Annotated in this window: 19 protein-coding genes and 1 tRNA gene; 9 read left to right on the forward strand and 11 right to left on the reverse strand. The window is 40.7% G+C overall.

All coding sequences use genetic code 11. From position 1 onward, the window contains the following. Positions 1-635 precede the first annotated feature (635 nt). The 4 genes from AAEY94_RS04765 to AAEY94_RS04780 all read left to right on the forward strand — a co-directional run bounded on the left by AAEY94_RS04765 (position 636) and on the right by AAEY94_RS04780 (position 5,608). Positions 636-1,880, forward strand: coding sequence for an alkaline phosphatase family protein (locus AAEY94_RS04765; protein ID WP_182743832.1), 1,245 nt, complete (start codon positions 636-638; stop codon positions 1,878-1,880). A 171-nt stretch (positions 1,881-2,051) separates the two neighbouring features. Continuing rightward, complete coding sequence (locus AAEY94_RS04770) at positions 2,052-2,690, forward strand: OB-fold-containig protein (RefSeq protein ID WP_101085053.1); 639 nt, start codon at positions 2,052-2,054, stop codon at positions 2,688-2,690. Positions 2,691-2,785: 95 nt separating this feature from the next. After that, positions 2,786-4,549, forward strand: coding sequence for a flotillin family protein (locus AAEY94_RS04775; protein WP_162023979.1), 1,764 nt, complete (start codon positions 2,786-2,788; stop codon positions 4,547-4,549). Positions 4,550-5,011: 462 nt separating this feature from the next. Continuing rightward, the gene (locus tag AAEY94_RS04780; protein ID WP_350977639.1) at positions 5,012-5,608 is read left to right on the forward strand and encodes a 2-hydroxychromene-2-carboxylate isomerase; all 597 of its coding nucleotides are present in this window, start codon (positions 5,012-5,014) and stop codon (positions 5,606-5,608) included. A gap of 221 nt (positions 5,609-5,829) precedes the next feature. Here AAEY94_RS04780 and AAEY94_RS04785 read toward each other — a convergent pair whose 3' ends face one another. The 8 genes from AAEY94_RS04785 to AAEY94_RS04820 all read right to left on the reverse strand — a co-directional run bounded on the left by AAEY94_RS04785 (position 5,830) and on the right by AAEY94_RS04820 (position 12,705). Further along, positions 5,830-6,021 carry a DUF3185 family protein gene (locus AAEY94_RS04785; protein WP_101085056.1) on the reverse strand — a complete coding sequence of 64 codons (192 nt, stop codon included), beginning with the start codon at positions 6,019-6,021 and terminating at the stop codon, positions 5,830-5,832. A gap of 237 nt (positions 6,022-6,258) precedes the next feature. Beyond that, positions 6,259-6,708, reverse strand: a complete 450-nt coding sequence (locus AAEY94_RS04790; RefSeq protein ID WP_350977643.1) for a DUF1499 domain-containing protein — start codon at positions 6,706-6,708, stop codon at positions 6,259-6,261. A 13-nt stretch (positions 6,709-6,721) separates the two neighbouring features. Then, the gene (locus AAEY94_RS04795) at positions 6,722-7,180 is read right to left on the reverse strand and encodes a nuclear transport factor 2 family protein (protein WP_350977646.1); all 459 of its coding nucleotides are present in this window, start codon (positions 7,178-7,180) and stop codon (positions 6,722-6,724) included. 331 nt (positions 7,181-7,511) lie between these two features. Then, on the reverse strand, positions 7,512-8,234 hold the full coding sequence (locus AAEY94_RS04800) for a hypothetical protein (protein WP_244262842.1): 723 nt from the start codon (positions 8,232-8,234) through the stop codon (positions 7,512-7,514). Next, positions 8,221-8,661 carry a hypothetical protein gene (locus AAEY94_RS04805; RefSeq protein WP_350977650.1) on the reverse strand — a complete coding sequence of 147 codons (441 nt, stop codon included), beginning with the start codon at positions 8,659-8,661 and terminating at the stop codon, positions 8,221-8,223. Before AAEY94_RS04805 ends, AAEY94_RS04800 begins: the two co-directional genes overlap by 14 nt. Before the next feature lie 9 nt (positions 8,662-8,670). Further along, on the reverse strand, positions 8,671-9,792 hold the full coding sequence (locus AAEY94_RS04810; protein ID WP_011639031.1) for a hypothetical protein: 1,122 nt from the start codon (positions 9,790-9,792) through the stop codon (positions 8,671-8,673). Positions 9,793-10,258: 466 nt separating this feature from the next. Next, positions 10,259-10,348 (reverse strand) — tRNA-Ser (locus AAEY94_RS04815). A 200-nt stretch (positions 10,349-10,548) separates the two neighbouring features. Continuing rightward, entirely contained in the window at positions 10,549-12,705 is a 2,157-nt protein-coding gene (locus AAEY94_RS04820; RefSeq protein ID WP_350977652.1) for a M3 family metallopeptidase, read from the reverse strand. Between the two features lie 285 nt (positions 12,706-12,990). On the opposite strand from AAEY94_RS04820, the gene AAEY94_RS04825 reads away from it, so the two are divergent. After that, entirely contained in the window at positions 12,991-13,251 is a 261-nt protein-coding gene (locus AAEY94_RS04825) for a DUF5062 family protein (protein ID WP_011639029.1), read from the forward strand. Positions 13,252-13,419: 168 nt separating this feature from the next. Here the strand turns inward: AAEY94_RS04825 and AAEY94_RS04830 are convergent, their stop codons facing one another. After that, entirely contained in the window at positions 13,420-14,109 is a 690-nt protein-coding gene (locus tag AAEY94_RS04830; protein ID WP_350977655.1) for a DUF3157 family protein, read from the reverse strand. Positions 14,110-14,396: 287 nt separating this feature from the next. On the opposite strand from AAEY94_RS04830, the gene AAEY94_RS04835 reads away from it, so the two are divergent. The 3 genes from AAEY94_RS04835 (at position 14,397) to AAEY94_RS04845 (ending at position 18,716) form a co-directional block, all read left to right on the forward strand. Further along, positions 14,397-15,392, forward strand: a complete 996-nt coding sequence (locus tag AAEY94_RS04835) for a DUF4382 domain-containing protein (protein WP_350977658.1) — start codon at positions 14,397-14,399, stop codon at positions 15,390-15,392. Positions 15,393-15,733: 341 nt separating this feature from the next. Beyond that, positions 15,734-17,392, forward strand: coding sequence for a hydroxylamine reductase (hcp, locus tag AAEY94_RS04840; protein ID WP_101085064.1), 1,659 nt, complete (start codon positions 15,734-15,736; stop codon positions 17,390-17,392). A gap of 112 nt (positions 17,393-17,504) precedes the next feature. Then, positions 17,505-18,716, forward strand: coding sequence for an FAD-binding oxidoreductase (locus AAEY94_RS04845; protein ID WP_350977662.1), 1,212 nt, complete (start codon positions 17,505-17,507; stop codon positions 18,714-18,716). A 127-nt stretch (positions 18,717-18,843) separates the two neighbouring features. On the opposite strand, the gene AAEY94_RS04850 is transcribed toward AAEY94_RS04845, so the two are convergent. Both AAEY94_RS04850 and AAEY94_RS04855 read right to left on the reverse strand, forming a co-directional pair. Further along, entirely contained in the window at positions 18,844-20,739 is a 1,896-nt protein-coding gene (locus AAEY94_RS04850; protein ID WP_162023967.1) for a sensor domain-containing phosphodiesterase, read from the reverse strand. A gap of 744 nt (positions 20,740-21,483) precedes the next feature. Beyond that, positions 21,484-22,002, reverse strand: a complete 519-nt coding sequence (locus AAEY94_RS04855; RefSeq protein WP_335691278.1) for a GNAT family N-acetyltransferase — start codon at positions 22,000-22,002, stop codon at positions 21,484-21,486. 158 nt (positions 22,003-22,160) lie between these two features. Between AAEY94_RS04855 and AAEY94_RS04860 the strand changes: the two genes are divergently transcribed. Then, entirely contained in the window at positions 22,161-23,501 is a 1,341-nt protein-coding gene (locus tag AAEY94_RS04860) for a M20 metallopeptidase family protein (RefSeq protein ID WP_350977667.1), read from the forward strand. The last annotated feature ends 164 nt before the right edge of the window (positions 23,502-23,665 follow it).

Raw genomic sequence — 23,665 nt, forward strand, 5'->3', positions numbered from 1 at the left:
GTGTTGTTATATCCAGGTATTGCAAAATATATTGAATTAAACAAGGCAATGTTATTTAGTTTATCCACATAAAATCAATAGCTTATTTTATTTCATCCGTTACTGCTTATTCGCCGCTTTAGTAAGAATATGACATAGAGATATTGACAAAAAATGGCACTGGTAAAGCGGCCTAATATTGCTTAATGAGGAGTGCTTTCTTTTTTTGCTTACTCAACACTCAACAGCTGCTAAATATGCAGGGCTACTACACTAAAGCACTGCATGATTTATTGGTCGTTATCACACAATAAATTCACTTCTATTTTGTTTAATCTGCTCATCGTTAAAATATGCACGCACTCGTCCTGAGCCTATTGAGAATGTCTTGGTTACGTGATCCACGCTTATCTTCTCGAATTAATAAGGTTGGGTGGCTAGGTTAATCGCCATGTGATTGATACGTTCTGCGGTGAATCCATTATTGTGGGTATATCTTCAATACTAATGCCACTGGAATGTCATTAGCATGGTTTATTTGTAGTGTAGACATCATATGGACAGCGCTTTATATATTGATAAATATAGAATCAAAATCAATAAAATTGTCATATTCATTTGATATCATTAATATTTATATATCATGGGGAATCATCATGCGTGTCATTGCTATTATATGTGGATTGCTTACTAGCTTATTGAGCTGTTATTTATCAGCTAACACTACAGCAGCAGTACCAGAAAAACCCTATGTATTACTCGTGTCTATTGACGGTTATCGATACGATTACAACAGCTTGCATAGCCCTAAGCACCTTACTGATTTTGCTAAACACGCTGCCACAATCACTCGTTTTAAGCCGTCGTTTCCGACAGTGACGTTTCCTAATCACATCACCTTAGTGACAGGCCTTTACCCCGCTCATCACGGCATAGTGTCAAATCGATTTTATAATCATGCTTTGCAACAGCCTTATGCCATGAATATTAAACAAGCGGTCACTGACGGCCGCTTTTACTATGGGGTGCCGTTATGGTCATTAGCGGGTCAGCAAGGATTAAAAAGTGCCACCTATTTTTGGCCAGGTTCAGAAGCTAAAATTGCTGGTCAGCGACCAAATTATTGGTTGCCTTATCGTGACAATGCTCCCAACAATGAAAGAGTCGAGCAGGTTTTGCAGTGGTTTAATTTAGCCGAAGATCAGCGGCCACAATTTGTAACGTTATACTTTTCAGATGTAGACACCGCAGGCCACCTTTTTGGCCCAGAGTCTACAAACACCTATCAAGCGGTGCAGAAAGTTGACCAAACTATAGGGCTACTTTTAGCGGGAATAAAAGCCTTACCTTTTAAGGTTAATGTGATTATTACATCCGATCATGGTATGGCGAATGTTGCAGGATTTGAACGTCTGTATACCGATAAATTGTTTGTGGGCAATAAAGCGTTAAAAGCTAGATTTAGCTTTAATAACGATGCGGCTTTTTCATTAGTCACAGCCACTGGTGAGAATAAGCAACAAGATTTAGATGCCTTAAAAGCATTAACCCAAACAGTGCCTGGTTTGCAGTTTTATCGCCAACAAGATATTCCCACTTCTTTGCACTTTAACAATAATCCGTCAATTGGTGATGCAATATTAATCAGTAATCAACATTACATTACTAGCACCGATGCGAGGGCTGGCGTAGTAGGCAAGCACGGTTATGATGCCAGTGTCATCAGCGACATGAACACAGTGTTGTACGCTCAAGGGCCGGCATTTAATCATGTGACAGTCGACTATGCTGAAAACATTCATTTGTATCCACTCATTGCTGATATTTTAGGGTTAACCATAACCGAACCCATTGATGGAAGATTGTCGGTATTATCGCCACTATTGGCCGACTCGAGATAATATTAGCGCGTGGCGTATTGATGTTGTCTAAACCCCGTGGTTAAACTCATTGGTTTGACTGAGCTAGAGGCAATATATTCTAAAAAGTGTTGCTGTTTCATATCCTCTTGCAAAATAACATGATATTTTACAATCAAATGGAGTTTAACCCGTTAGGTTTATGGAGGAGCCATGCAGGCTTTTTTAGTTGCTCAAGCAAATATACCCTTTTCAATTGCGCTTGTTATTGTGGTCATGCTGGGGATGTTTGAAATCATCGCCATGATTGCAGGGTTAAGTGTATTTAGTGCACTTGATAATTGGTTTTCACTCGATGTCGATACAGATGTTGATACCACGGTATCGGTTACCGGTATGACAGGTATATTGGGTTGGCTGTGTCTTAATCGCTTACCGTTACTTATCTGGTTTGTATTAGCATTAAGTAGTTTTGCGATAGCAGGGTATGTGATTAACTTTGGCTATTCACAACTTTTTGGCAGCTTCTTACCCCAAATCATCACCGTACCTGTTGCGTTAGTCATAATGTTTTTTTCAAGCCACTTTATTGGTAATGGTATTGCCAATATTCTCCCTAAAAACGAAACCTCAGCAATATCAATTGATGCGCTTGGCGGTTGTGTCGGCAAGATAACCCAAGGTCGTGCAATAAAAGGCATGCCGACAGAAGCGGTGGTTCGGGACACATTTGGGCAGAAACACTACGTGTTAGTTGAACCAGAACACGACGATGTCGAATTTTTGCCTGGCGTCGATGTTGTACTCATCGCTCATCAAGGCAAAGTCTGGACAGCAACCAGATTCAGTTAACCTAAAAATATCTTATTGAGATATACCCTAAAAATAAAAATGTCATTCCAATGACACTTTTTGATAAAACACAGTTGTATTTAAAAGGAAATTAAATGGAAACGTTAACAAACTTTGATTCAGGAAGCGGCTTTGTCCTCCTCATTGCTGGCATAGCAGTTTTAGGATTGATTATTATTGGACTTATTTTTGCCAAATTGTACAAACGAGCCAGTAAAGAAATGGCTTTTGTTCGTACTGGGTTCGGCGGTGAGAAAATCATTAAAGATGGTGGCGCAATTGTGCTGCCAGTGCTGCACGAAACGATTTCGGTCAACATGAATACCTTGCGTATTGAAGTCGAAAAAAATCAAAAAGATGCCCTGATCACCAAAGACAGAATGCGCGTGGATGTAAAAGCTGACTTCTATTTACGTGTTGCGCCAAATGCCGAAGGGATTTCAATGGCAGCGCAAACGTTAGGTACTCGCACTAATCGTGTTGAAGAACTTAAAAAATTAATGGAATCAAAGTTTGTCGACGTATTGCGTACCGTTGCAGCTGAAATGACCATGACCGAAATGCACGAGCAGCGCGCAGACTTTGTCCAGCGAGTGCAGAACAATGTCGCCAATGACCTTGAGAAAAACGGCCTAGAATTAGAATCTGTGTCGCTCACGGGTTTTGATCAAACTGACTTGCAATTTTTTAATGAAAATAACGCATTTGATGCCGAAGGTCGTGCTCGTCTAGCAAAAATCATTGAAGAAAAACGTAAAGAAACCAACGATATTCAACAAGAAAACCGCATCAAAATTGAACAGCGTAATCTTGAAGCAGAAAAAGAATCGTTAGAAATCGAAAAGTCGGAAGAAGAAGCTCGCCTCGCGCAGCAACAGTCGCTTGAATTTAAACGTGCCGATCAAAAAGCTGAAATCATTAAACAAAAAGAAAACAAAGCCCGCGAAGAACGTGAAGCAGAAATTGCCAAAGAGCGCGCAATTGAAACGGCTGAAATTGAAAAAACCAAAGACATCGAAACCCGTGAAATTGAAAAGTATAAGTCTATTGAACAGTCACGCATTCAGCAACAACGCGATATTGAAGTATCTGAACAAGACAAACGCATTGCGGTGGCCGCTAAGTCAGAAGAAGAGTCAGCCGCTCGCGCTCGCGCTGCAGAAGCTGAAAAAACCAAGGTAGAAAAAGAAGAAGCGGTTATTACTGCGCGCCAAACTGCTGAAGCTAATCGTCGTAAAGACATTGAAGTTATTGATGCCCGAAAAGAAGCTGAGCGTGAGGCCGTGGGTGTTACGGTTCGAGCTGAATCAGAAAAAGTTGCCGCGGAAGATAGAGCTAGCGCCATTTTAATTGAAGCGCGTGCCAGTGCAGACGCTAAGATGCTAAAAGCCTCAGCCGATGAGAAAATCTATGCAGTTGAAGCTGCGGGTAAGCGGGCACAGTACGAAGCTGAAAACGTACTGAGCAACGAACAAATTGCACTGCAAAGATCATTAGCCATATTAAAAGCCTTACCAGACATTATTGCTCAAGCCGTTAAACCGCTTGAAAAAATTGAAGGTATTAAGATTTTACAAGGCTATGGTACGGGCAATCAAATGAGTAACGGCGAGGGTAACCAATCCCAGGGTGGTATTGCAGAGCAAGTAACCACTGCTGCATTAAACTATCGTGCTAATGCCCCTGTGGTTGACGCCATGCTACGAGAGTTAGGCCTAGTTAATTCAGAGTCTGGTAATTTAAATGACCTACTGACAGGCAATAATGCACTGACATCTGAAGCGATTAATGTCATTCAATCGGCCAAAACAGGCTTTGGTGTGGATGAAGTTATCCCTGGCATTAATCCAGCGCAATAAATGCTAAGTTGCTAAAGAGGTATCTTTCCTCTTTAAAATATAAAAAGTGCCTTTTGGCACTTTTTGTATTTATCAGCATCACTCTATAACAGCGTTATGCCGACTATGTTCAATCTCAGTCACTTAGCGGGAGTGTGAAACACTTTTTAAGCTAAAGAGTGAGTTACAACAATTGATCCTGTAACAGATTCTGTGTTGTTCTGCCTTATGACATTATGGTCTTAATCGTTGAGAGACTTAATATTCTTTAAGGTTTATTGTGAGATTATCATAGACTTGATATTAACTTTCTCAGTGGCCAGAAGGCAGACTTTCAGCCATAGTACTTGGAATTTAACTGTTAGTTATGATTGTATTATGGTCGTTATCAGTTATCTATTAGCAGTTAATGCTAGGTATAAGCTAAATACACGTGTGTGACGACTCAGCCTCTCAAATAAGCCCAAAAAGGTAATGTGAACCATGACAACAGCAATAGATTATTATTTTACGAGTCTTTCTCCTTATGCCTATTTAGGCCATAACACCTTTACCTCGTTGGCTGAACAGCACAAAGCTGCTATCAACTATAAGCCGATTAAACTGGCAAAATTATTTGCTGAATTAGGTGTGTTACCGGTAAAACAACGCCTGCAAGCTCGACAAGACTATCGTTTAATTGAGTTAGCTCGTTGGTCAACAAAGCGCAAATTGACCCTTAATCTACAGCCTGCTTTTTTCCCTGCAGACCCAAGTTTGGCCGACAGATGCACAATTGTGTTACAACAAGCTGGACAAGATGTCGGTGAATTTGTTGGTAATGTACTGGCAGCATGTTGGGCAAAAGATCAAAACATTGCTGATGAAGCGGTGATTAAGCAAATATTAACCTCACTCAATGTCGACGCCGACAGTGTTGTGCAGCAAGCATTGTCAGCCGAAATCGAAGTAATATACGAATCTAATACTGTAGATGCTATTGAAAAAGGCTTGTTGGGAGTACCTACCTATGTGTATCAAAATGAGCCATTTTGGGGACAAGATAGACTCGATTTACTTAACGACAAGTTGGCTGGATAACGTTATTTAGGTGAGGTCTAAAATAAGGTTGCAGTGGTTATTTACTGCAACCTTTACCGGTGCCAATAGTAATGAACGTTCAAAAGTAAAAACCCATAATCCTTAGCTGTTTATGCGGTGCTAATTTGCGGTTTTTAGAACCAATAACCATGCCCATAAATAAACATTAATTGATAGCCATTATGGTTGAGTATTTTGATTTCAACGCAAAATCACAACCATTATTTCAACTTTGTAATACCTATTAGAACCGCAATAATACCACCCGCCATTCCAGCCCAGGCTTCAATAGGTGTATCACCACTTATGGCGCGGGTAAGTTGGGAGCTCGCTGCATCATAAATATTGTAGCCCCACAACGCTAAAAAAATACCCGCAATAACAAGCACAATCCCAATAATTTTATTATTCATGCTAACTCCAGACTTTGATGAGCTGATAGTTGATAGTTGATAGCTAATAGTTGATGATATCACCGTTGATGACGTTTAGTTGACCATGTCGCAGTAGATAACCTGAAACTAACCAAACACATAACGGCTCTGTATACGAACGCCTCAGACCAACCTCTGGGTATGACCGCTTCCATCTATTTCATTTTTAGCCAAATGAAATAGACACAAGCTAACCTGTTATTTACCTGGCAGTCACTATAGTTTGACGTTATTTTTAATCTGTTCTATTCGCTCGCGGTTAACCCCAAAGTCAGACTCTCCGATACGTGAAGCGGATCTAACATGGATGGTTATTTTATCGGATGCTGTTGACGGAAAGTAAAACTCAACATCATCGACAAACCGCATTATCTGCGAGGTAAATTCTACTCGGATATAATCATCCTCAACCACGACGATATTCGCTCGTTCAGCAGTCTTTAATACGTGCAACAGTTTTGCCTGCGCCTGCTGGCGTGTGCCGACGAATTCAATCGGTTGTATAGCATGCTCTTCATCTGCAGCTGATTGTTGGCTACTGACACAATTTGGCGATTCAGGACATGGCATTAACTGGCCATCATTAATGCCTAAAGTAGGCACTGTGCCAGAACAACCCATTAACAGCATCATGCTGAGTGTAATAATTGAAACTTGCTTGTACATTATTAATATCCTTTTATTTATTTTCACGGTGACCATAACTCAATACTCGGGTTATTTGCCATTTGTCGTCTACTTTACGCCAAACCATGACAAAGTCAGCTTTACCTTCACATTGGTTGGTTTTATTTTGACAAAAGATATGCACACCTTCGGTAATCGCACCAAAATCTTTAATCGAGTGGACGTTAAAAGAGCCCTCAACCAACTTCCGAGTGTAATGACCACATGCATTGTTTTTAGTATTCGCAATCATGCTGTCACGGTCCCACGTTACCCCACCATTATCATGATAAAACTCAACATCAGCTGCAAAAAAGCTTGCGTGCTTATTTAGCTCTTGCGGATTTTGACAATGATTAAATGAGTCAAACACCGCAGTATCAAGCGCTTTCATCGTGTCAGCTAACATCACGTCATCAGCCAATGCAGGCATTGAGACCAAGGCCAATAAAACCAAGCAAATTTGTTTCATCGTTTCAATTCCTAATGGGTTAGTGACAAAGTCAGTGGTTCAGTCACAAAGCGTGTTGTAAATAGGCGGCCAAATACGGTTAACACAGAAACTTTATGAGGGCTAAATTATAACTACAGAATATAAACGTAAAGTCATCGTTCTGAAAATTCAATATTCAAAGGGGTAGGGATTTGAACCCTCCCTCCTAATTCTAAGACGCCTGTATACGCGGGTTGTACGAGTATTGAATGAGTAAATTGTTACACCAAACTGTAATAATTAAAGCATAGACATTCACCAACATTGACCAGCCTTAATGTACTTATGTATCAATAGGCTGTTTATTAATTTATAGAGTTATTGGCTTTACTTCAGCGCAACATTGAGGGCAACTATGTAAGCATGGCTTTCTTTTGACTGCACTTTTATCAGAAGCAGATATAAATAATGATATTGCCATATGCTTAATTTTTAGGTTTTGTTGTGTAGGTTTATGAAAATGGTTAGTAATAAAGTAACCATTTCCTTCTTCTTCTATACTAATGCTATATTCTGTCTGAGCGGATCTTTTAAAGTATGTTTTCCACGATGAAATCACTTCAGCAATATTTTTGCTTTTGCAATAAATTAATAATGCACCTTGCTTGCTCATTTTTGAGGCCATCAGATAACGGTCGCAAAGCTGCCTAAAGCCTTGGTAGATATGAGCATTGCTATAGTCTATTTTGGCTTCACCTAACCATAAATATTTATTTTGAAAATTGCTGGTTAAATCACAATTACCACCATAACTAGCCTCGTGTTCTAGTCGCTCTCCTAAGTAGTTAAATGCATTGACTATTTCGATCGTCGTTCTATCTTCTGAATCATGTTCCCGATGAATCGGATGTAACTCAATTCTACCAATAATTTTATCTAGCAAACTATAAGTATTGTTTATGAACTCATCAAAATTACTTTTAGAAAGTTCACTTTGGATAGAAGCTGTTGCGTTCGGGAGAAGCATTTCAAGATCGCCATCAAGTAGCTCTTTCAATGATGTACGTTCAAGTATTTGATTAGGCAGATTCAATTTCTGCCTCCGCTACACATTCGCTTAAGTGGAAAGTTAAAACTATACTTTCTTTATAATTATCAACTACCTTCCCCGTTTCTGGGTGAACTAAGAAACCGTCACTATCAGCCTCTATAATGTCATCAGGGGTAAGTATAGATGTACAATAATCATCTATAAACTCATATCTGACTTTCAAAACATTTATACTTGGATCAAGTAAATAATTAACTGACTCTATAACCATTCTTCGAGACCAAAATACTGAGGTATTAGAGAAGTTTTTCTTTGTTAACTCTTCAAATGTCATCAATGTTAAAAAAGAATCAAAGTAAAATGATTGCTTTTCTAACAGCCGATCAAATATACCTAAAACCACCGGCAATGTGGAACTTCCACTCCAGTCGTTTTCTATACGAGATCTTAGCTTTTTTATTTGATTCATAATAAAATTTTAACTGACCAATTCAATATCAATGAAGTCATCTTTCTGATACTTACTCATACAATTCTCCATCGAACTCATTAGGTAATTATAGTCATGTTCATTAAGACAGTTTGAGAAAATAGCGTGATCTAATTTCGAAATAGAAGTACCGGACATTAATTTGATTGTGCCGGGAAGATAAACTTCAGACTCATAAGTTTGATGATTGATATCATTCAGTTTTCTTACAGCAATTCTAAAGACATCGATAGAATCAACCTCTTTTTTCCCTGCTTTATGAAAAACTTCATCTCTGAGGTCTTTGTTAGATACTCTCATTCTTTCATGATGAGTCACCGAGCCAACTTGGAAGCCGAGCTCACATACACGATCATCAGATTCACGATAAAGCGCAGGAATGTATGGAAAAAGATTCTTCCTTTCAAAGCTAAGTTGAACAGCATTATTTTTTTCTAGAGATTGAATTTTTGTTGCGAAATATGTTTTCAAATCCCTAAACGAAGTTTCAAGATCATCAGTACTTAATCCACTAGCGGTGTCGAGCCTATAGTCAACGACCCCAGTGCTTTTATTCACACAAACGATATCATAGTATCGTTTTTCTTTTCTTTGATTTGCCGTAATATTAAATAGATCTAAAGGTAACGTAAAAGAAGCATTGATTGATTGCAAGTAATTACTATCTAAGATGATTTTTTCAGTTAGAGACTTCAGTGAGACAAAGTAAAAGTAGATATGTTCCTCGGTATCGTCTAGTTGAACTAATTTATACTTACTCGATAATTTGCAATCTGATTCACTATCTCTAAATGGAAAATTAATATCCTTTGGTGATATATCCAACTGCATATTACAAACGTTATCAACTATAAACTGAATAGATTCTCCACTTGCACTATCAAACCGTACAGTCTTATCACCAAACTTTAGGTAATCACAATAAAGATTGAATAACTGTCGTTCAAGCACATCGTCAATCTGTCCAAGTGTTACTAAATTTAACAATTTATCTAATGTAGCTTCAGTTCCTTTGGATACTGGTAACTTCACAGACTTTAGAGCTACTTGAAGCACTTTCCAAGGCATTCTCTCGCAAACAGTTTTAATAAGTAATTTCTTGCTATCCATGCGGCTTTATCCCAAAAATCATACATGAACGACAAGTTATCAGCATATCTAGATTTTTACCACATAGTGAAAGAGAGAAATTGCAAAGATATACGGCTTTTATTCATGTTATGACGAACTAGGCTTGTGTTCATCGTGTATACCTCCGCGCATACATTTCCGTGTGCAGAGACATGCCGCCCGTAGACATAAATGACCACACTAATTCGTCATTGAATGATTAACCGCATGCTGAATACACTTTACAACTCATATGTAAGTATCGATCTTATAAATAGGAACCCGTGGGTTCAAAGTCCTATCTTTCACCTAAACGAAAAAGGCTCATCATTTCTGATGAGCCTTTTATCTTGAATCTTGAGGAGGGATAGCTTGCTTGTAATAAAGAGGAACCCATGGGTTCAAAGTCCTATCTTTCGCCCAATAAAAAGGCCCGCTATAAATAGCGGGCCTTTTTATTTGAATGTGGCGGAGGGATAGGGATTTGAACCCTAGAACGGGATAAACCGTTGCCGGTTTTCAAGACCGGTGCATTCGACCACTCTGCCATCCCTCCGAACGCGGTGAATAATAAGGGTATTAGAAAAAATGTAAAGCCTTGATGTGTTCGATGGCACAACAAATGTGCAAAATGACACAAAAAGGCTCACGTTTGCACAATATTTACCCTTTTAAATCTTTAAAGCGCTTTCATTGCAAGCTTGCCTCTCTTGTTGGCGAGTTGCCAATAAGAGAGGCTTATATCAACAATAATACTTAGTGTACTAAACCACGACGCTTTAATAGGGCGTCGGTTGATGGTTTTTTACCGGCAAAGTCGATGTAGCTTTGCATTAGATCTTGGCTGTTACCTTTTGACAAAATAGTGTCACGGTATTTTTGGCCGTTCTCTAAGGTTAATCCACCGTGAGCCATCATGTAAGCAAACGAGTCAGCAGCAAACACTTCAGTCCATAGGTACGCATAGTAACCCGCTGAGTAACCGCCGCCGAAGCTGTGGCTAAAGTAAGTGGTTTTGTAGCGTGGTGCAATTGGGCCGTAGTCTAGGCCGTGTTTGGCTAGTGCTTGTTTCTCAAAGGCGGCAACATCGGTAATTTCGGTGCCAGCTGGAATTGAATGCCATTCCATATCAAGCAACGCTGCAGCTAAGTATTCAACTGTGCCAAAACCTTGGTTAAAGGTGTGTGCTTTTAACACTTTAGCTAATAACTCTGCAGGAATTGGCTCACCAGTTTGGTAGTGTTTGGCATAGTTGGCTAGCACTTGTGGATCAATACTCCAGTCTTCGTTAGCTTGTGATGGAAACTCAACAAAGTCACGTGCAGTTTTGGTACCGGCTAAGCTTGGATAGTTAACTTGTGAATATAAACCGTGAATGGCATGACCAAATTCGTGGAATAACGTGCTCACTTCATCAAACGTTAACAGAGTAGGTTGACCTTCTGCTGGTTTAGGTACGTTAAGTGCGTTGTACACCACTGGCTTAGTATTTTGTAAGAATGACTGACTAACGTATTCATCCATCCATGCGCCGCCACGCTTACCAGGGCGGGCGTACATATCGAGATAGAACAAACCTAGTGAGCTGCCGTCTTTGTTAAAGATTTCATAACCAGTGACGTCTTTGTGCCACACAGGTAAGTCAGTACGAGGTTTTACGGTAATGCCGTACAGTTTTTCCATTGCGAAAAACAAGCCGTCGTTTAATACGGTATTCATTTCAAAATAAGGTTTAACCTGGCCGTCGTCTAAGTCATATTTGGCTTTACGCACTTTTTCTGCGTAGTAAGCCCAGTCCCATGGCTCTAAAGTAAAGTCTTTACCGTCTTTAACGATTTCGGCTTGAATGTCTGCCGCTTCTACTTTGGCTTTAACCAGTGCTTTTGGGGCTAAGTCGTCAAGAATGCCATAAACCGCTTCTGGGTTTTTGGCCATTTGGTCGCCTAGCGAGTATGCCGCCCATGTTGGGTAACCTAATAGTTTGGCTTTTTGTGCACGCAGTTGAGCAATTTTGATGTTTAACGGCGCGTTGGTGTCCATGGCGCGATATGCTGAGGTTTCCCATAGCTGTTTACGTATATCGCGGTTTTTAAGGCTAGAAAGCAATGGTTGAGTGGTGGTGTTCACTAAAGTGATCATGTAACCCGTTTTACCAGCAGCTTTAGCGGCAGCAGCTAATGATGCAATGTCGTTGTCTGATAAGCCGTCAAGTAGGGCTTTATCTTCAATTACGATCACGTCGTCATTAAATGACTTTAATACGTTTTGTGAGAAGCTGGTTTCAAATTTGGCTAGTTCACCGTTTAGCTCACGCATTGTTGTTTTGTCTGCGACTGATAATTCAGCACCGGCACGCACAAAACGGTCGTAATACACTTCAACTAAACGTAAGTCTTCGCCTGTTAATGTGGCTTTATTTTTATAAATCGCTTGGATACGAGCAAACAACTTTTCATCAAGATAGATGTTGTCTTGATGTGCCGTTAGCTTAGGCACAATTTGTTCTTCAACACTGATGAAGTTGTCGTCTGAGATAAGCCCTGACAGATTGAAAAACACTCGTTGAGTACGGTCTAGAATAGCCCCGGTGTTTTCTAGTGCGACAATGGTATTGTCAAATGTGGCTGCTTCGCTGTTATTGGTGATAGCGGCGATTTCAGCTTTGTGATCTTTCATGCCTTGCTCAAATGCTGGCAAGTAGTCGCTGGCTGTTATTTTGTCGAACTGTGGTGCCATGTATTGTAAAGGGCTTGGTGTTAACAGTACGTTGTCGGCAGTGGCAGGCGCTTTAGTCATAGTTGTTGATGCATCTGTTGTCGTTTTGGCTGCCATGGCGGTGTCTGCTGATTGCTCTGAACACGCGCTGAGCATCAGTGCAGCACTAACTGCAGTCGTGATAAGTGTTTTACGCATTGAAATATCCTTGGGTCTTGGCCCTTTTAGGTGTTTTTATGCCTATTCAAAGTGTGTGGTGCGGCTGAATAGTGACAATAAAAACATAAAGTAATAACCCCAGTACAATACCAAGCCTGCGGCTTGCCGCAAAGGTTAATGGTATTAACTAAGATTAATTATTGTAACTAAAGTTGCCAATAGTGATGTTTGTTAGATTTTGCGGCATTTTGGCCGTAATTGTAGTGGTAATTTGTGGATATTCGCGTAGCTTAATAGCAATAGATAGCACGATGAGGGTGATAGATGAAAGCGGGTAAACACGATACAAAACTGCTCAAGCTCGCGATGGAGATTGGCATGGGATACGCGCAAAAGCGTGGTTTTGAAGATTTTGGCAAAGGCATTTCGCCAAAAGATAAAGTGGAATGTATTTATCGATTATTAGTGCAAGACAATTTAATCCAACCATTAGCCGAAGATAAAGATGATGGTCCGAATCGTAAACATAAATTGATATTGTGGATTAGTAAGCAACTGCCTAAAGAACATGAGTTATTGAACTAAGGTTACCAACCTACACCATAAATTAAGCCCAAATGAAATGGTATTTCATTTGGGCTTTTTGTTATTGATTTTAAAATATATTTCTCGTATTGGGTCTAGTGCTGACGCTTACGTCCGTACCTATTTTCGTACCTATTTCCGTGTCTAGGTTCAGGATTAGATATTGAATTAGCGTGATTCAATTTCAACAATTTTTAAGCTTATCAACTGCTTTTGCCATTGCTGCTTATTCACACCCTCTACCCAAATAGTATCACTTTGGCGATGTTGACCATTACGTAGGTAAGTTTCTGGCATACGGAATATAGCTTCCCAGGCTTCAAGCTTTTCTGTTTTGAGCAATGCACCGTTGTCATTGTAAAAACTCACTTCAACTTCAACAACCGTGACATGTTCGTTACTGGTGCTGTCAAAATCGAACACTAAACCGAGTTTATCGCCTTTCCATTTTGTGTCTGCAAGGGCGATTTTAATGCCGTCTTTAGCCGTACTACCCAATAACTCTGGTTGTGCTAACGCCGCTGCAGTTAAGCGTGTGGTTGATGCTTGAGTATTCATTGCTGGTGCAGTTGGCATGGCAACCGTTGGTGCTGCAACAGGTGTTGTTACTGCTGCTATTGAGGCTGCAGATGCAATGGTCGGCTGTGTTACTACGTTTGCTTGCTTTGCGATGTCGGCTTTAGCGGCTTGCACTGGTTGGGTTACTGTTTCGGTAATGATGTATTCCCAAGTGAAGTCGTCTTTTAGACGAACATTGGCGCCATTTTCTAAGGTGATAACAGCAACATTGGCGGCCATAGCGGCTGGAGCAAGTAATAAAAATAGGGCTGATGCGATCGCATTAAGTTTGGTTTTCATCTATTCATCCTGATTGAAAGTCTTTAACACTTTGGCTCATTCTACGGACTTTTATAGTAGAAATGGAAATAAACTGTGGTTCGATATTCATATTTTGCCCCTGTATGTGATGGGGCAATATTTTATGCGTGTGTCGCTATTGCTAGGTGATGCATAAATTCATTTTAGAATGTTAATTTCAGGTTAATAATCATACTCATTTAAACGCTGTTTGTTGATGTCGATCAAATGCGGATACCTCTTTGTGAGTAACACTGAGCATGTTTCGAATACATAGAGGACGTGTGATGAAAATTTATTATTCAGTATTGATGTTATCTTCGGTTTTATTGCTGAGCGCTTGTGGCGGCAGTGATAGTACAACCGATGAAGTTAACCCTTTAGGACAATTCTCTTTAGGGGTGTCTGATGCCCCTATGGCGGGAGTGTCCCGGTTAGGGCTAGTGATGAATGAACTTGTTATGACGGACGCTGCGGGGGAAATACACCGTTATAGTTTACAACATATGGAGTTTAATTTGCTCGATTATCAGGGCATGAATAGGCATCTTGCCATTGATAATATCGATCTACCTGTTGGCCAATATCATAATGTCCACGTGACAATTGATCAGGGTGATGGCAATGAGGGTTGTTACGTTGAAGATGGCCAAGGCCGTCATAGTTTGCAAGTTGAAAATGGTTATTTGCCAATAGAAGATGTTGAGATTATAGCTAACCAACACCGTGTAATGACATTGGAAATTAACTTGTACCAAGGTCTGCTAATGGATCAAGAACAATACCAATTACGTCATCGTGCAATGTGGTCAGTCGATAATAGTCAAATGGGCCATTTAATTGGAGAAGTTGATCCGCAATGGATTGCCAATTGCGAAACTGAGTATTCGGCTCTCACTCCTGTTGGCGGGGAATTTTATCATTTAGCTTATTTATATCCTGACAGTGTCACTTCTATTGATCAAATGGCCGATATGGGAACAACACCTCCTGCAGGGCTAACAGCTCCACTGTCGGTGAGCCGATTGTTACAAACTACGGATGGAGATTGGTATTTTGCAATGGGCTATTTACCCGAAGGGAACTATCGCGTTGGTTATAGCTGTTTAGGTCATTTAGATGATCCAATCCTTGATGACATTAGCACCGGACCATTTGTCATGTATGAAGATGCAGGCTCTATAGCGATTGAATCTGGCCCTCTTGGTGGACAACAAACGGTACATGAGTGTGGCAACGGCAATGGTGGGCATCATGAAGGCCATGGTGGACATGGTGGCTAGTACTGAGGTCAATTGAATTTATCCACCATTTGATTTGGTCAATCAACGAGAGTCAGTAAGACATACAATCAATGATGTCTTACTGACTCTAGCCACGTTATTTTCCCTGTATCCATGTTTATTATGTCGCGATAGATAATCATTTTAGCGCGCCATAACCTCCGTTTTCTCTCTCGATATTATCCAATAAAAAACCAATCAATATTAGCAATTGCTGAAGGTGATGTAGCTCATAAAATCTAACATTGGTGTCAAAAACGGGTTTTGATTTACAGAGTAAAGAGTAAACTCGCCCTTAACATGTAAAATTTATACATGAATAATATTTGAGGAGTAGAGTTATGTTTTGTGTGCAATGTGAGCAAACCATTAGAACACCAGAAGGCAATGGCTGTAGTTACTCGCAAGGTATGTGCGGCAAGTTAGCGTCGACGTCTGATATTCAAGATTTATTAATCTATATGCTGCAAGGCGTGTCGGCTTATGCAGTTAAAGCGCGTGAGTTTGGCATTGTAGACAACGACATTGACACTTTTGTGCCTAAAGCCTTTTTTGCCACGTTAACTAACGTAAACTTCGACGATGAACGCTTAATTGATTATGCCTACCAGGCACAAACCTATCGCGACCAATTAAAAGCGGCTTACATTGCTGCTTGTAAAGGCCAAGGTGTCGAGCCAGAAATGGTCAGCGGTCAAGGTGAGTTATTACTTGCTACATCAAAACCTGAGATTTTAGCCCAGGCGCCAATTGCACTGCTTAACGGCGGAGACGTAAATGAAGACATTTTAGGCTTACGTTTATTATGCCTATATGGCTTAAAAGGCGCAGCGGCTTATATGGAACATGCTCGCGTATTAGATCAAACTGACGTTGATGTGGCTGCTGAGTTTCATAAAATCATGGCATTTTTAGGTGAAGATTCTGTTGATGCAGACAAGCTGTTTGCTACTGCGATGGAAATTGGCCAATTAAACTACCGCATCATGGCTATGTTAGATTTAGGCGAAACCACCTCTTTTGGCCATCCTGAGCCAACACAAGTGAATACCAAATCTGTTAAAGGTAAAGCGATTTTAGTGTCTGGTCACGACATGAAAGATCTAGAGCTTATTCTTGAGCAAACCGCAGGCAAGGGCATTAATGTCTTTACTCACGGCGAAATGTTACCAGCACTTGCTTACCCAGCATTTAAAAAATACGCGCATTTAGTCGGTAACTATGGCGGCGCTTGGCAAAATCAGCAAAAAGAATTTGCCACTTTCCCAGGTGCAGTAGTGATGACCTCAAACTGTATTATCGACCCTACAGTGGGTGAGTACTCTGACCGTATTTATACCCGCAGTATCGTAGGTTGGCCTGGTGTCACTCACGTTGAAGGTGATGATTTCAGCGAAGTGATTAACAAAGCCCTTGAACTTGAAGGTTTTGCTTATGATGAAATTCCCCACATGATCACCATCGGTTTTGCCCGTAACGCCTTAATGGCAGCAGCACCCACCGTAGTTGAAAACGTTAAAAATGGTTCTATTAAGCACTTCTTCTTAATTGGTGGTTGTGATGGCGACAAATTAGAGCGCAATTACTTTACTGACTTAGCTAAGTCTGTGCCTGATGATTCAATTATTTTGACCTTAGGTTGCGGTAAGTACAAGTTCAATAAATTAGACTTTGGTGACATCAATGGTGTGCCACGTTTACTTGATGTGGGCCAATGTAACGATGCCTATTCAGCTATTCAGTTAGCGTTAGCGTTAAAAGATATTTTTGAGTGTGACCTTAATGATTTGCCGCTGAGCCTAGTGTTGTCGTGGTTTGAGCAAAAAGCGATTGTAGTGTTGTTAACCTTGTTATCACTTGGGGTGAAAAACATCCGTACAGGACCTACTGCGCCAGCATTTTTATCTGAAAATCTAATGAATATTTTAGAGCAACAGTTTGGTTTGCGTGGCACTACCGATGTTGAGTCAGACTTAAAAGCAATGATGAACGTGGCGTAATTAGCCATAAAAATCGTGCATTTATGTTACACGTATTTGCACGATAACGATTAAAGGCGATATGAGATTTTCATATCGCTAACTGTATTTTTTACTGCGTTAAGGTATCAAAATGAGTAGTGCTCCCTCAGTCGGTTTTTCATTTTCACAAGCGCTTTCTGCCCAAGTGGCTAAAAAGGTGACTCCTGTTAGCGAGGCCCCCGTTATCGAGACCACGCCAACGGTTGAACCCGCTGCACTGGCAACCCCGAAAGCACTTTTGGCAGCTGATAACTGGCAACGAGGCGAGGTACAGCTTTGCTGTGTTGAAAAATGGAATGAAACCCATGATGTGGTCAGTTTGCGCTTTCAGGGACTCACACCGGTGAAATTTAATTTTAAACCGGGGCAGTTTATTACCTTTAAACTAAATATTAATGGCGACAAGGTTTACCGCAGTTACACTATTTCATCGTCACCTTCACGACCATTTTCATTAGTGGTCACGATTAAAAAAATCGCTGGTGGCGTGGTGTCTAATTACTTAACTGAGTCGCTCAATGTTGGCGATGAAGTGACGGTTACTGGCCCTGATGGGATATTTAACTTGGTCGACATTGAGGCCGATAAATACTTATTCTTAAGCGCGGGTTGCGGCGTAACACCAATGCATTCTATGTCGCGCTGGCTTTGCGATACCACTACCGACAGCGATATTGCCTTTGTACACAGTGCCAAAACTGTCGATGACATTATGTTTGCTAATTCAATGGCGTCGATGGCATCACGCAGCCAACATTTCAATCTCAATTATGTATTAGAGTCTGACGGCAATAAGCAAAATTTGACTGATAAGCATGCCTCTACAGGTTGTGAAAGTGGTCGCTTAAGTTTAGAAACCTTAGTTAAGTTAGTGCCAGATTATCAACAGCGTACCGTATTTGTGTGCGGACCTGAGCCATACATGGCGGCGGTAAAGTTAATGCTTGAAGCTGCCGAATTTGATATGAGTCAGTTCAATCAAGAAAGCTTTGGTGCGAGTAGTGCCATGGGATTGAAAGCTGCGTTGGAAAGTAATCCATCAACCGAGCAGTTTATGCTGAGTATTGGTGATAATCAGGTGCAGCTAACTGGCGACCAAAGCCTACTTGATGGCATTGAGTCGGCAAAATTACCGATTATTGCCGCATGTCGTTCAGGCGTATGCGGTGCGTGTAAATGTCAGGTTGTTTCAGGCACCACTGTGTCGTCTAGTAAAATGGCGTTAACGGCTGACGAAATTGCAGCAGGCTTTGTATTGGCGTGTTCAACCAAAATGACCTCAGATGTGCGCTTACAAATGTGATATGTCTTACCGTAGTACATATAAGCCGACTTTGTAACGGTCGGCTTATACGGTACTCGTTGAGTGCGAAACTATTGCGAAACTATTACGAAACTATTGCGATACCATTTGCGACACATGCAGTAGATTAAAATAGTGGTGTCATTGAGGGGATTAAGTATTGCTGGGCAAACTCATTGGCATCTACCGGTTTTCCCAGATGATAACCCTGCCATATGTCAGCCCCTTGCTTAGCCACAAAATCGGCTTGAAATTGATTTTCCACCCCTTCAGCCACTAACGACAACTGTAAGTTATTTGCCATGGCGATAATGGTGTTAACTAACTGTCGGCTCTGTTCTGAAGTATCAAGATTACGAATAAAGCTGCGATCAATTTTGACTGAGTTAAACGGATAGTATTGCAAGTAACTGAGTGACGAATAACCGGTACCAAAATCATCTAACGACAAACGGATCCCATGCTGATTTAACTTGCTCAATACTTCCTGGGCGTATGCGGCATCGTGGATTAACGCATTTTCTGTTAGCTCAATCTCAAGCAAATGGCCGGGTATGTTGTATAACTCAAGCAAGCTAACAATCTTATCGACTAAGTAACTGTCTTTTAGTTGTATGGGTGACATATTGATGGCCAGATAAAAATCGCGATTATATAGCTCACGCCAGTAAGCTAATTGTTTCAGAGCGCTTCTTAATACAAAATAACCTATTTCAATGATTTTGCCTGAATGTTCTGCAATTTCAATAAATTCAGCCGGCGAAACCTGGCCTAAAGTTGGGTTGTTCCATCTTATAAGCACTTCAGCGCCAACAACACTTTTACTTTGAGTGCTTACAAATGGCTGGTAATGCAATGACAATTCATCGCGTTTAAGTGCGCCTCTTAATAATGATTCCATTTGTATACGACTAGACAGTTCGGATTCCATTTTTTGGTTAAAGAACTTATAGCTATTGTTATTACCCATTTCACAATGTGATAGCGCGGCGCTGGATTTTCTTGATAGGTCCATAAATCCACTACCATCGTTGGGGTAAAATGCGACTCCCATAGCAGTGGTAATGGATAACGGTAATTCATCGACATAAATATCTTGGCTAAAGTGCTGACATAAGCGACTGCAAAAAGTCGCCATCTTATCGCCATATAGTTGTTTCTTGGTGCAGATGACGATACAGAAGGTCGTATCACTGACAATGGCAAGATAAGTATTATTGGGTATAAAATGTTGTAGTTTTTGCGCGACCACATTACGTACTTTTTCAGTGATGTCATAACCTAAACCGTCTTGAATGACTTTTAAGTTGGTGATGCTGAAATGGGTTACCGAAATACAGGTTAAGGCGTCGCTTTTCGTCAGGTTGTTAAACACTGTTTCGAGTTGACTAAATTTAGGCAAGCCAGTGACGCTGTCGAAACGTTGTTGAATATCTAATAGTTTTTCCGCGGCGATGCGTGAATCGATTTCTTGCATTAAATTGCTGTTAAGCTGCTCTAAGTCTGATGTGCGCTGCGCAATACGAGTTTCTAACTGTAAATTGGCTTGAGCCAGCTTTTCTTTTTGGTAGAGTATTTCTAGATTACTTTCAACATTTTGACGAAAACAATCTAACAGCAAAATAAGATCATCGGAGTAGCTATTTGCTTTTTGGTCTAGTATGCAAATGGTGCCAAAGGGCTCTCCATCAGGCCAGTTGAGTGGTACGCCATAATAAGAAACCATACCAAATTCAAGCTCAGGATTTTGACTCCAGCGAGGATCTTCTAGGGCATTTTTGACATGTAATTCTGTTTGCTGCTCAATCACTGATTCGCAATATAAACTATGTCCCAGCATGTCTTTCATCCCGGGGGCATATGGGCTGTTGGCATTATGATTGGCGACAAACACTTCCATTTCATCAGTGTGAAGTTTCATAATTAACGATGCAGGCACTTGAGCGACTTTGGCAATCAGATCAACTGTTTTTTGCCAAGACTTCAGCATTTCAGGGGTTATCGCAATCGTATTATTTTTCAAAAGTGTAATTACCTCTTATTTTATTGTGTTGTTACTCAATAAACAGGCTGTTTGTATGTGAAGAAATACGGTAACAGGCCACCAGTCTGTAATGGGTGAGTTCGAGATAATTAACATCTAAACTTTATGGCATCTAAATTTATTGCATATAATTAAGTGATATTATTATTCTTTATAAATCAATTCGTTATATTGGCACGGCGTCATGGTGCACTGATGTAACCTGAAGTCTTGAATGAAGGAAAAATACTGGTTGGGTAATTTCAGAGAGTCCATTGTGATACTACATACCGGCTTAAGTGTTGTAGCTGCTCTTTCATCCATGAATATCGTATCGATTTCTTGCAATACACTAATACAATCTAACACATATGCAGTCTCTATGTTGGTCATTAATATTGTTTTGTTATTTGCTCGGCTATAGGCGAGTGATATGGCTTAGTGTGAGCTTTATGGTATTTAACTTTTCATGTAAGTATCTGATTAAAAATAATTTATATTTTATTGCTAAAAACGTTTAATACTATTCTCAGCGGTACTAATTTTATAAGGTTAATTTGATTTCGGTACATGAAACGAAGCTAATGTTAAGCCAGCACGATAGAGCCAGCTTTAATGAAAAAGCAGCATGTTAGTTTTTGGCTTGCTGTTTTTTTAGATTTAGATGTTGAGATAGATTTAGATGTTGAGATAGATTTAGTGCTTAGATTTAGAGCTTAGCGTTAGTACTTAGATAAGTGCTCGTTAGTTGCCGTTCAATAACATGACATAACGATTAAAAGTAAATTCATCTCGTTGGAATTGAGAATGAAATGTCATGCCTAACTTTGTGGCCACGTTGATCGAGCCGCTATTGGCATCGACAACATCGGCATAGACGATGTCTAAATCCATGTGTTGTTTGGCATATTCGATACAGGCTAGGTTGGCTTCTGTCGCTAAACCAATACCCCAGTAATCAGGGTGCAAGCGATAACCAATATCGACGGCATTAATACGAGTTTCATTTTTAAAACCGCAAAACCCAATCACAGTCTTGGTCTCTTTCAGTACCACAGCCCAACGGCCAAAACCGTATTGCTGATATTCAGCTAACCAAATATTGGTAATGATGTTTTCGGCGTCGGTTAATGTTGTGCACATTCCTGCGTCACCGGTATAGAGGCTGACTTGTTCTGGAGCATTAAAATGCAATACTGCAGGTGCATCTTCAAGGGTAAATTCTCTTATAATGAGTCTTGGTGTTTCAGTAATGACTGTCATTGATTTCCTTTATTATTATTTCTCTGACCACAATGACTTAATCACTATGCCACTACTAACATTATCCCTTAACTTGCGGTTACCTAAAACCCATTACAAAGTGGCTTAAGCTTATGGTAGGTTAATATACTCAAATCCCGACAATTAAGAATAATAATATGACCTGCTTACGTGTTGCGTACCCCTTATTGGCGTTAGTGTTTTCAGCTTCGTCGTTATCATTTACTGCTAGTGCGAGCGATCTTGATCTCTCTGTAAGTAAAGCATTACCAAAGCTTGAGCAACTATATCTACACCTGCATCAACACCCTGAATTGTCATATCAAGAAAAAGCCACTAGCCAACGCATGGCGCAAGAACTAAAGCAATTAGGCTTTGAGGTTACTGCTAATTTTGGCGGTTATGGTGTGGTCGGCATTGTCAAAAATGGTAAAGGGCCCGTGGTGATGATCCGTGCAGATATTGATGGCTTACCCATTATTGAGCAAACGGGAAAAGAGTACGCCTCGACCGTGACAACCCTTAATGCGGACAACAGTACTGTTGGGATTATGCATGGTTGCGGCCACGATATTCACATGACCAGTTTAATTGGTACTGCACAGCAACTGATGCTTCACAAAGCAGACTGGCAAGGTACTTTGATGATGGTGGCTCAACCCGCAGAAGAAGTCGGTGGCGGCGCCAAAGCCATGCTAAAACAGGGGTTGTTTAGCCAGTTCCCAACACCAGACAGCATTATTGGTTTGCATGTGAGTGCGTCAATTCCTGCAGGCAAAGTCGGCACCGTAAGTGGTTATGCCCTGGCGAATGTTGATTCGGTTGATATTACCATTAAAGGCAAAGGTGGCCATGGTGCTTATCCGCACGTCACTATCGATCCTGTGGTACTTGCTGCGCGCACAGTGCTTGCACTGCAAACCATTGTTAGCCGAGAAGTCTCGCCGTTAGAGCCTAATGTGGTTACTGTTGGCGCTATTCATGGTGGCTCAAAACACAATATTATTTCAGATGAAGTGAAGCTTCAGCTGACCTTGCGTTCATATAATCCTAAGGTTCGTGAGCAGCAAATCGCGGCGATTAAACGTATTACTACCGGTATCGCGATTAGTGCTGGCTTGCCAGATGACCTTATGCCTGTGGTGTATGTGCATGATGATGAAACCATTCCGTCAACCTATAACGATCCCACGTTAGCCGCTAAGGTTAAAGCCAGTATTGAAGCCGAGTTAGGCAGTGACAATGTGCTGGTGGCACCACCGGTAATGGCTGGCGAAGATTTTGGTTTATATGGGCTCACTGCAGAGAAATGTCCGATTACTTTATTTTGGCTGGGCGGGGTAGAACCTAGCCAGTATCAAGCGAGTGTTGAGTCTGGCGATACCTTGCCGTCTTTGCATTCTAGTCAGTTTGCGCCAGATTATTCGCTAACCATTCGCACTGGGGTTAGGGCTATGACAAAATCTGCGATGGATTTATTTAATCAACCAGCGCAATAAACTTGAACGTTTACATTCAAGTCAGTTTGCACCCGGTTATCTATGCCGTTAACTATTCGCACTGGGGTTAGGGCGATGACACGCACCGCGATGGATTTATTTAATCAACCAGCGCAATAAACTTGAACGTTTACATTCAAGTCAGTTTGCACCCGGTTATCTAT

The organism is Shewanella sp. AC34-MNA-CIBAN-0136 (genome assembly GCF_040309945.1).
Taxonomy (GTDB): Bacteria; Pseudomonadota; Gammaproteobacteria; order Enterobacterales; family Shewanellaceae; genus Shewanella.

Coding starts and splice junctions, on each gene's coding strand:
- AAEY94_RS04765 (WP_182743832.1), top strand. CDS start 636: ATGCGTGTCATTGCTATTATATGTGGATTGCTTACTAGCTTATTGAGC.
- AAEY94_RS04770 (WP_101085053.1), top strand. CDS start 2,052: ATGCAGGCTTTTTTAGTTGCTCAAGCAAATATACCCTTTTCAATTGCG.
- AAEY94_RS04775 (WP_162023979.1), top strand. CDS start 2,786: ATGGAAACGTTAACAAACTTTGATTCAGGAAGCGGCTTTGTCCTCCTC.
- AAEY94_RS04780 (WP_350977639.1), top strand. CDS start 5,012: ATGACAACAGCAATAGATTATTATTTTACGAGTCTTTCTCCTTATGCC.
- AAEY94_RS04785 (WP_101085056.1), bottom strand. CDS start 6,021: ATGAATAATAAAATTATTGGGATTGTGCTTGTTATTGCGGGTATTTTT.
- AAEY94_RS04790 (WP_350977643.1), bottom strand. CDS start 6,708: ATGTACAAGCAAGTTTCAATTATTACACTCAGCATGATGCTGTTAATG.
- AAEY94_RS04795 (WP_350977646.1), bottom strand. CDS start 7,180: ATGAAACAAATTTGCTTGGTTTTATTGGCCTTGGTCTCAATGCCTGCA.
- AAEY94_RS04805 (WP_350977650.1), bottom strand. CDS start 8,661: ATGAATCAAATAAAAAAGCTAAGATCTCGTATAGAAAACGACTGGAGT.
- AAEY94_RS04810 (WP_011639031.1), bottom strand. CDS start 9,792: ATGGATAGCAAGAAATTACTTATTAAAACTGTTTGCGAGAGAATGCCT.
- AAEY94_RS04820 (WP_350977652.1), bottom strand. CDS start 12,705: ATGCGTAAAACACTTATCACGACTGCAGTTAGTGCTGCACTGATGCTC.
- AAEY94_RS04825 (WP_011639029.1), top strand. CDS start 12,991: ATGAAAGCGGGTAAACACGATACAAAACTGCTCAAGCTCGCGATGGAG.
- AAEY94_RS04830 (WP_350977655.1), bottom strand. CDS start 14,109: ATGAAAACCAAACTTAATGCGATCGCATCAGCCCTATTTTTATTACTT.
- AAEY94_RS04835 (WP_350977658.1), top strand. CDS start 14,397: ATGAAAATTTATTATTCAGTATTGATGTTATCTTCGGTTTTATTGCTG.
- hcp (WP_101085064.1), top strand. CDS start 15,734: ATGTTTTGTGTGCAATGTGAGCAAACCATTAGAACACCAGAAGGCAAT.
- AAEY94_RS04845 (WP_350977662.1), top strand. CDS start 17,505: ATGAGTAGTGCTCCCTCAGTCGGTTTTTCATTTTCACAAGCGCTTTCT.
- AAEY94_RS04855 (WP_335691278.1), bottom strand. CDS start 22,002: ATGACAGTCATTACTGAAACACCAAGACTCATTATAAGAGAATTTACC.
- AAEY94_RS04860 (WP_350977667.1), top strand. CDS start 22,161: ATGACCTGCTTACGTGTTGCGTACCCCTTATTGGCGTTAGTGTTTTCA.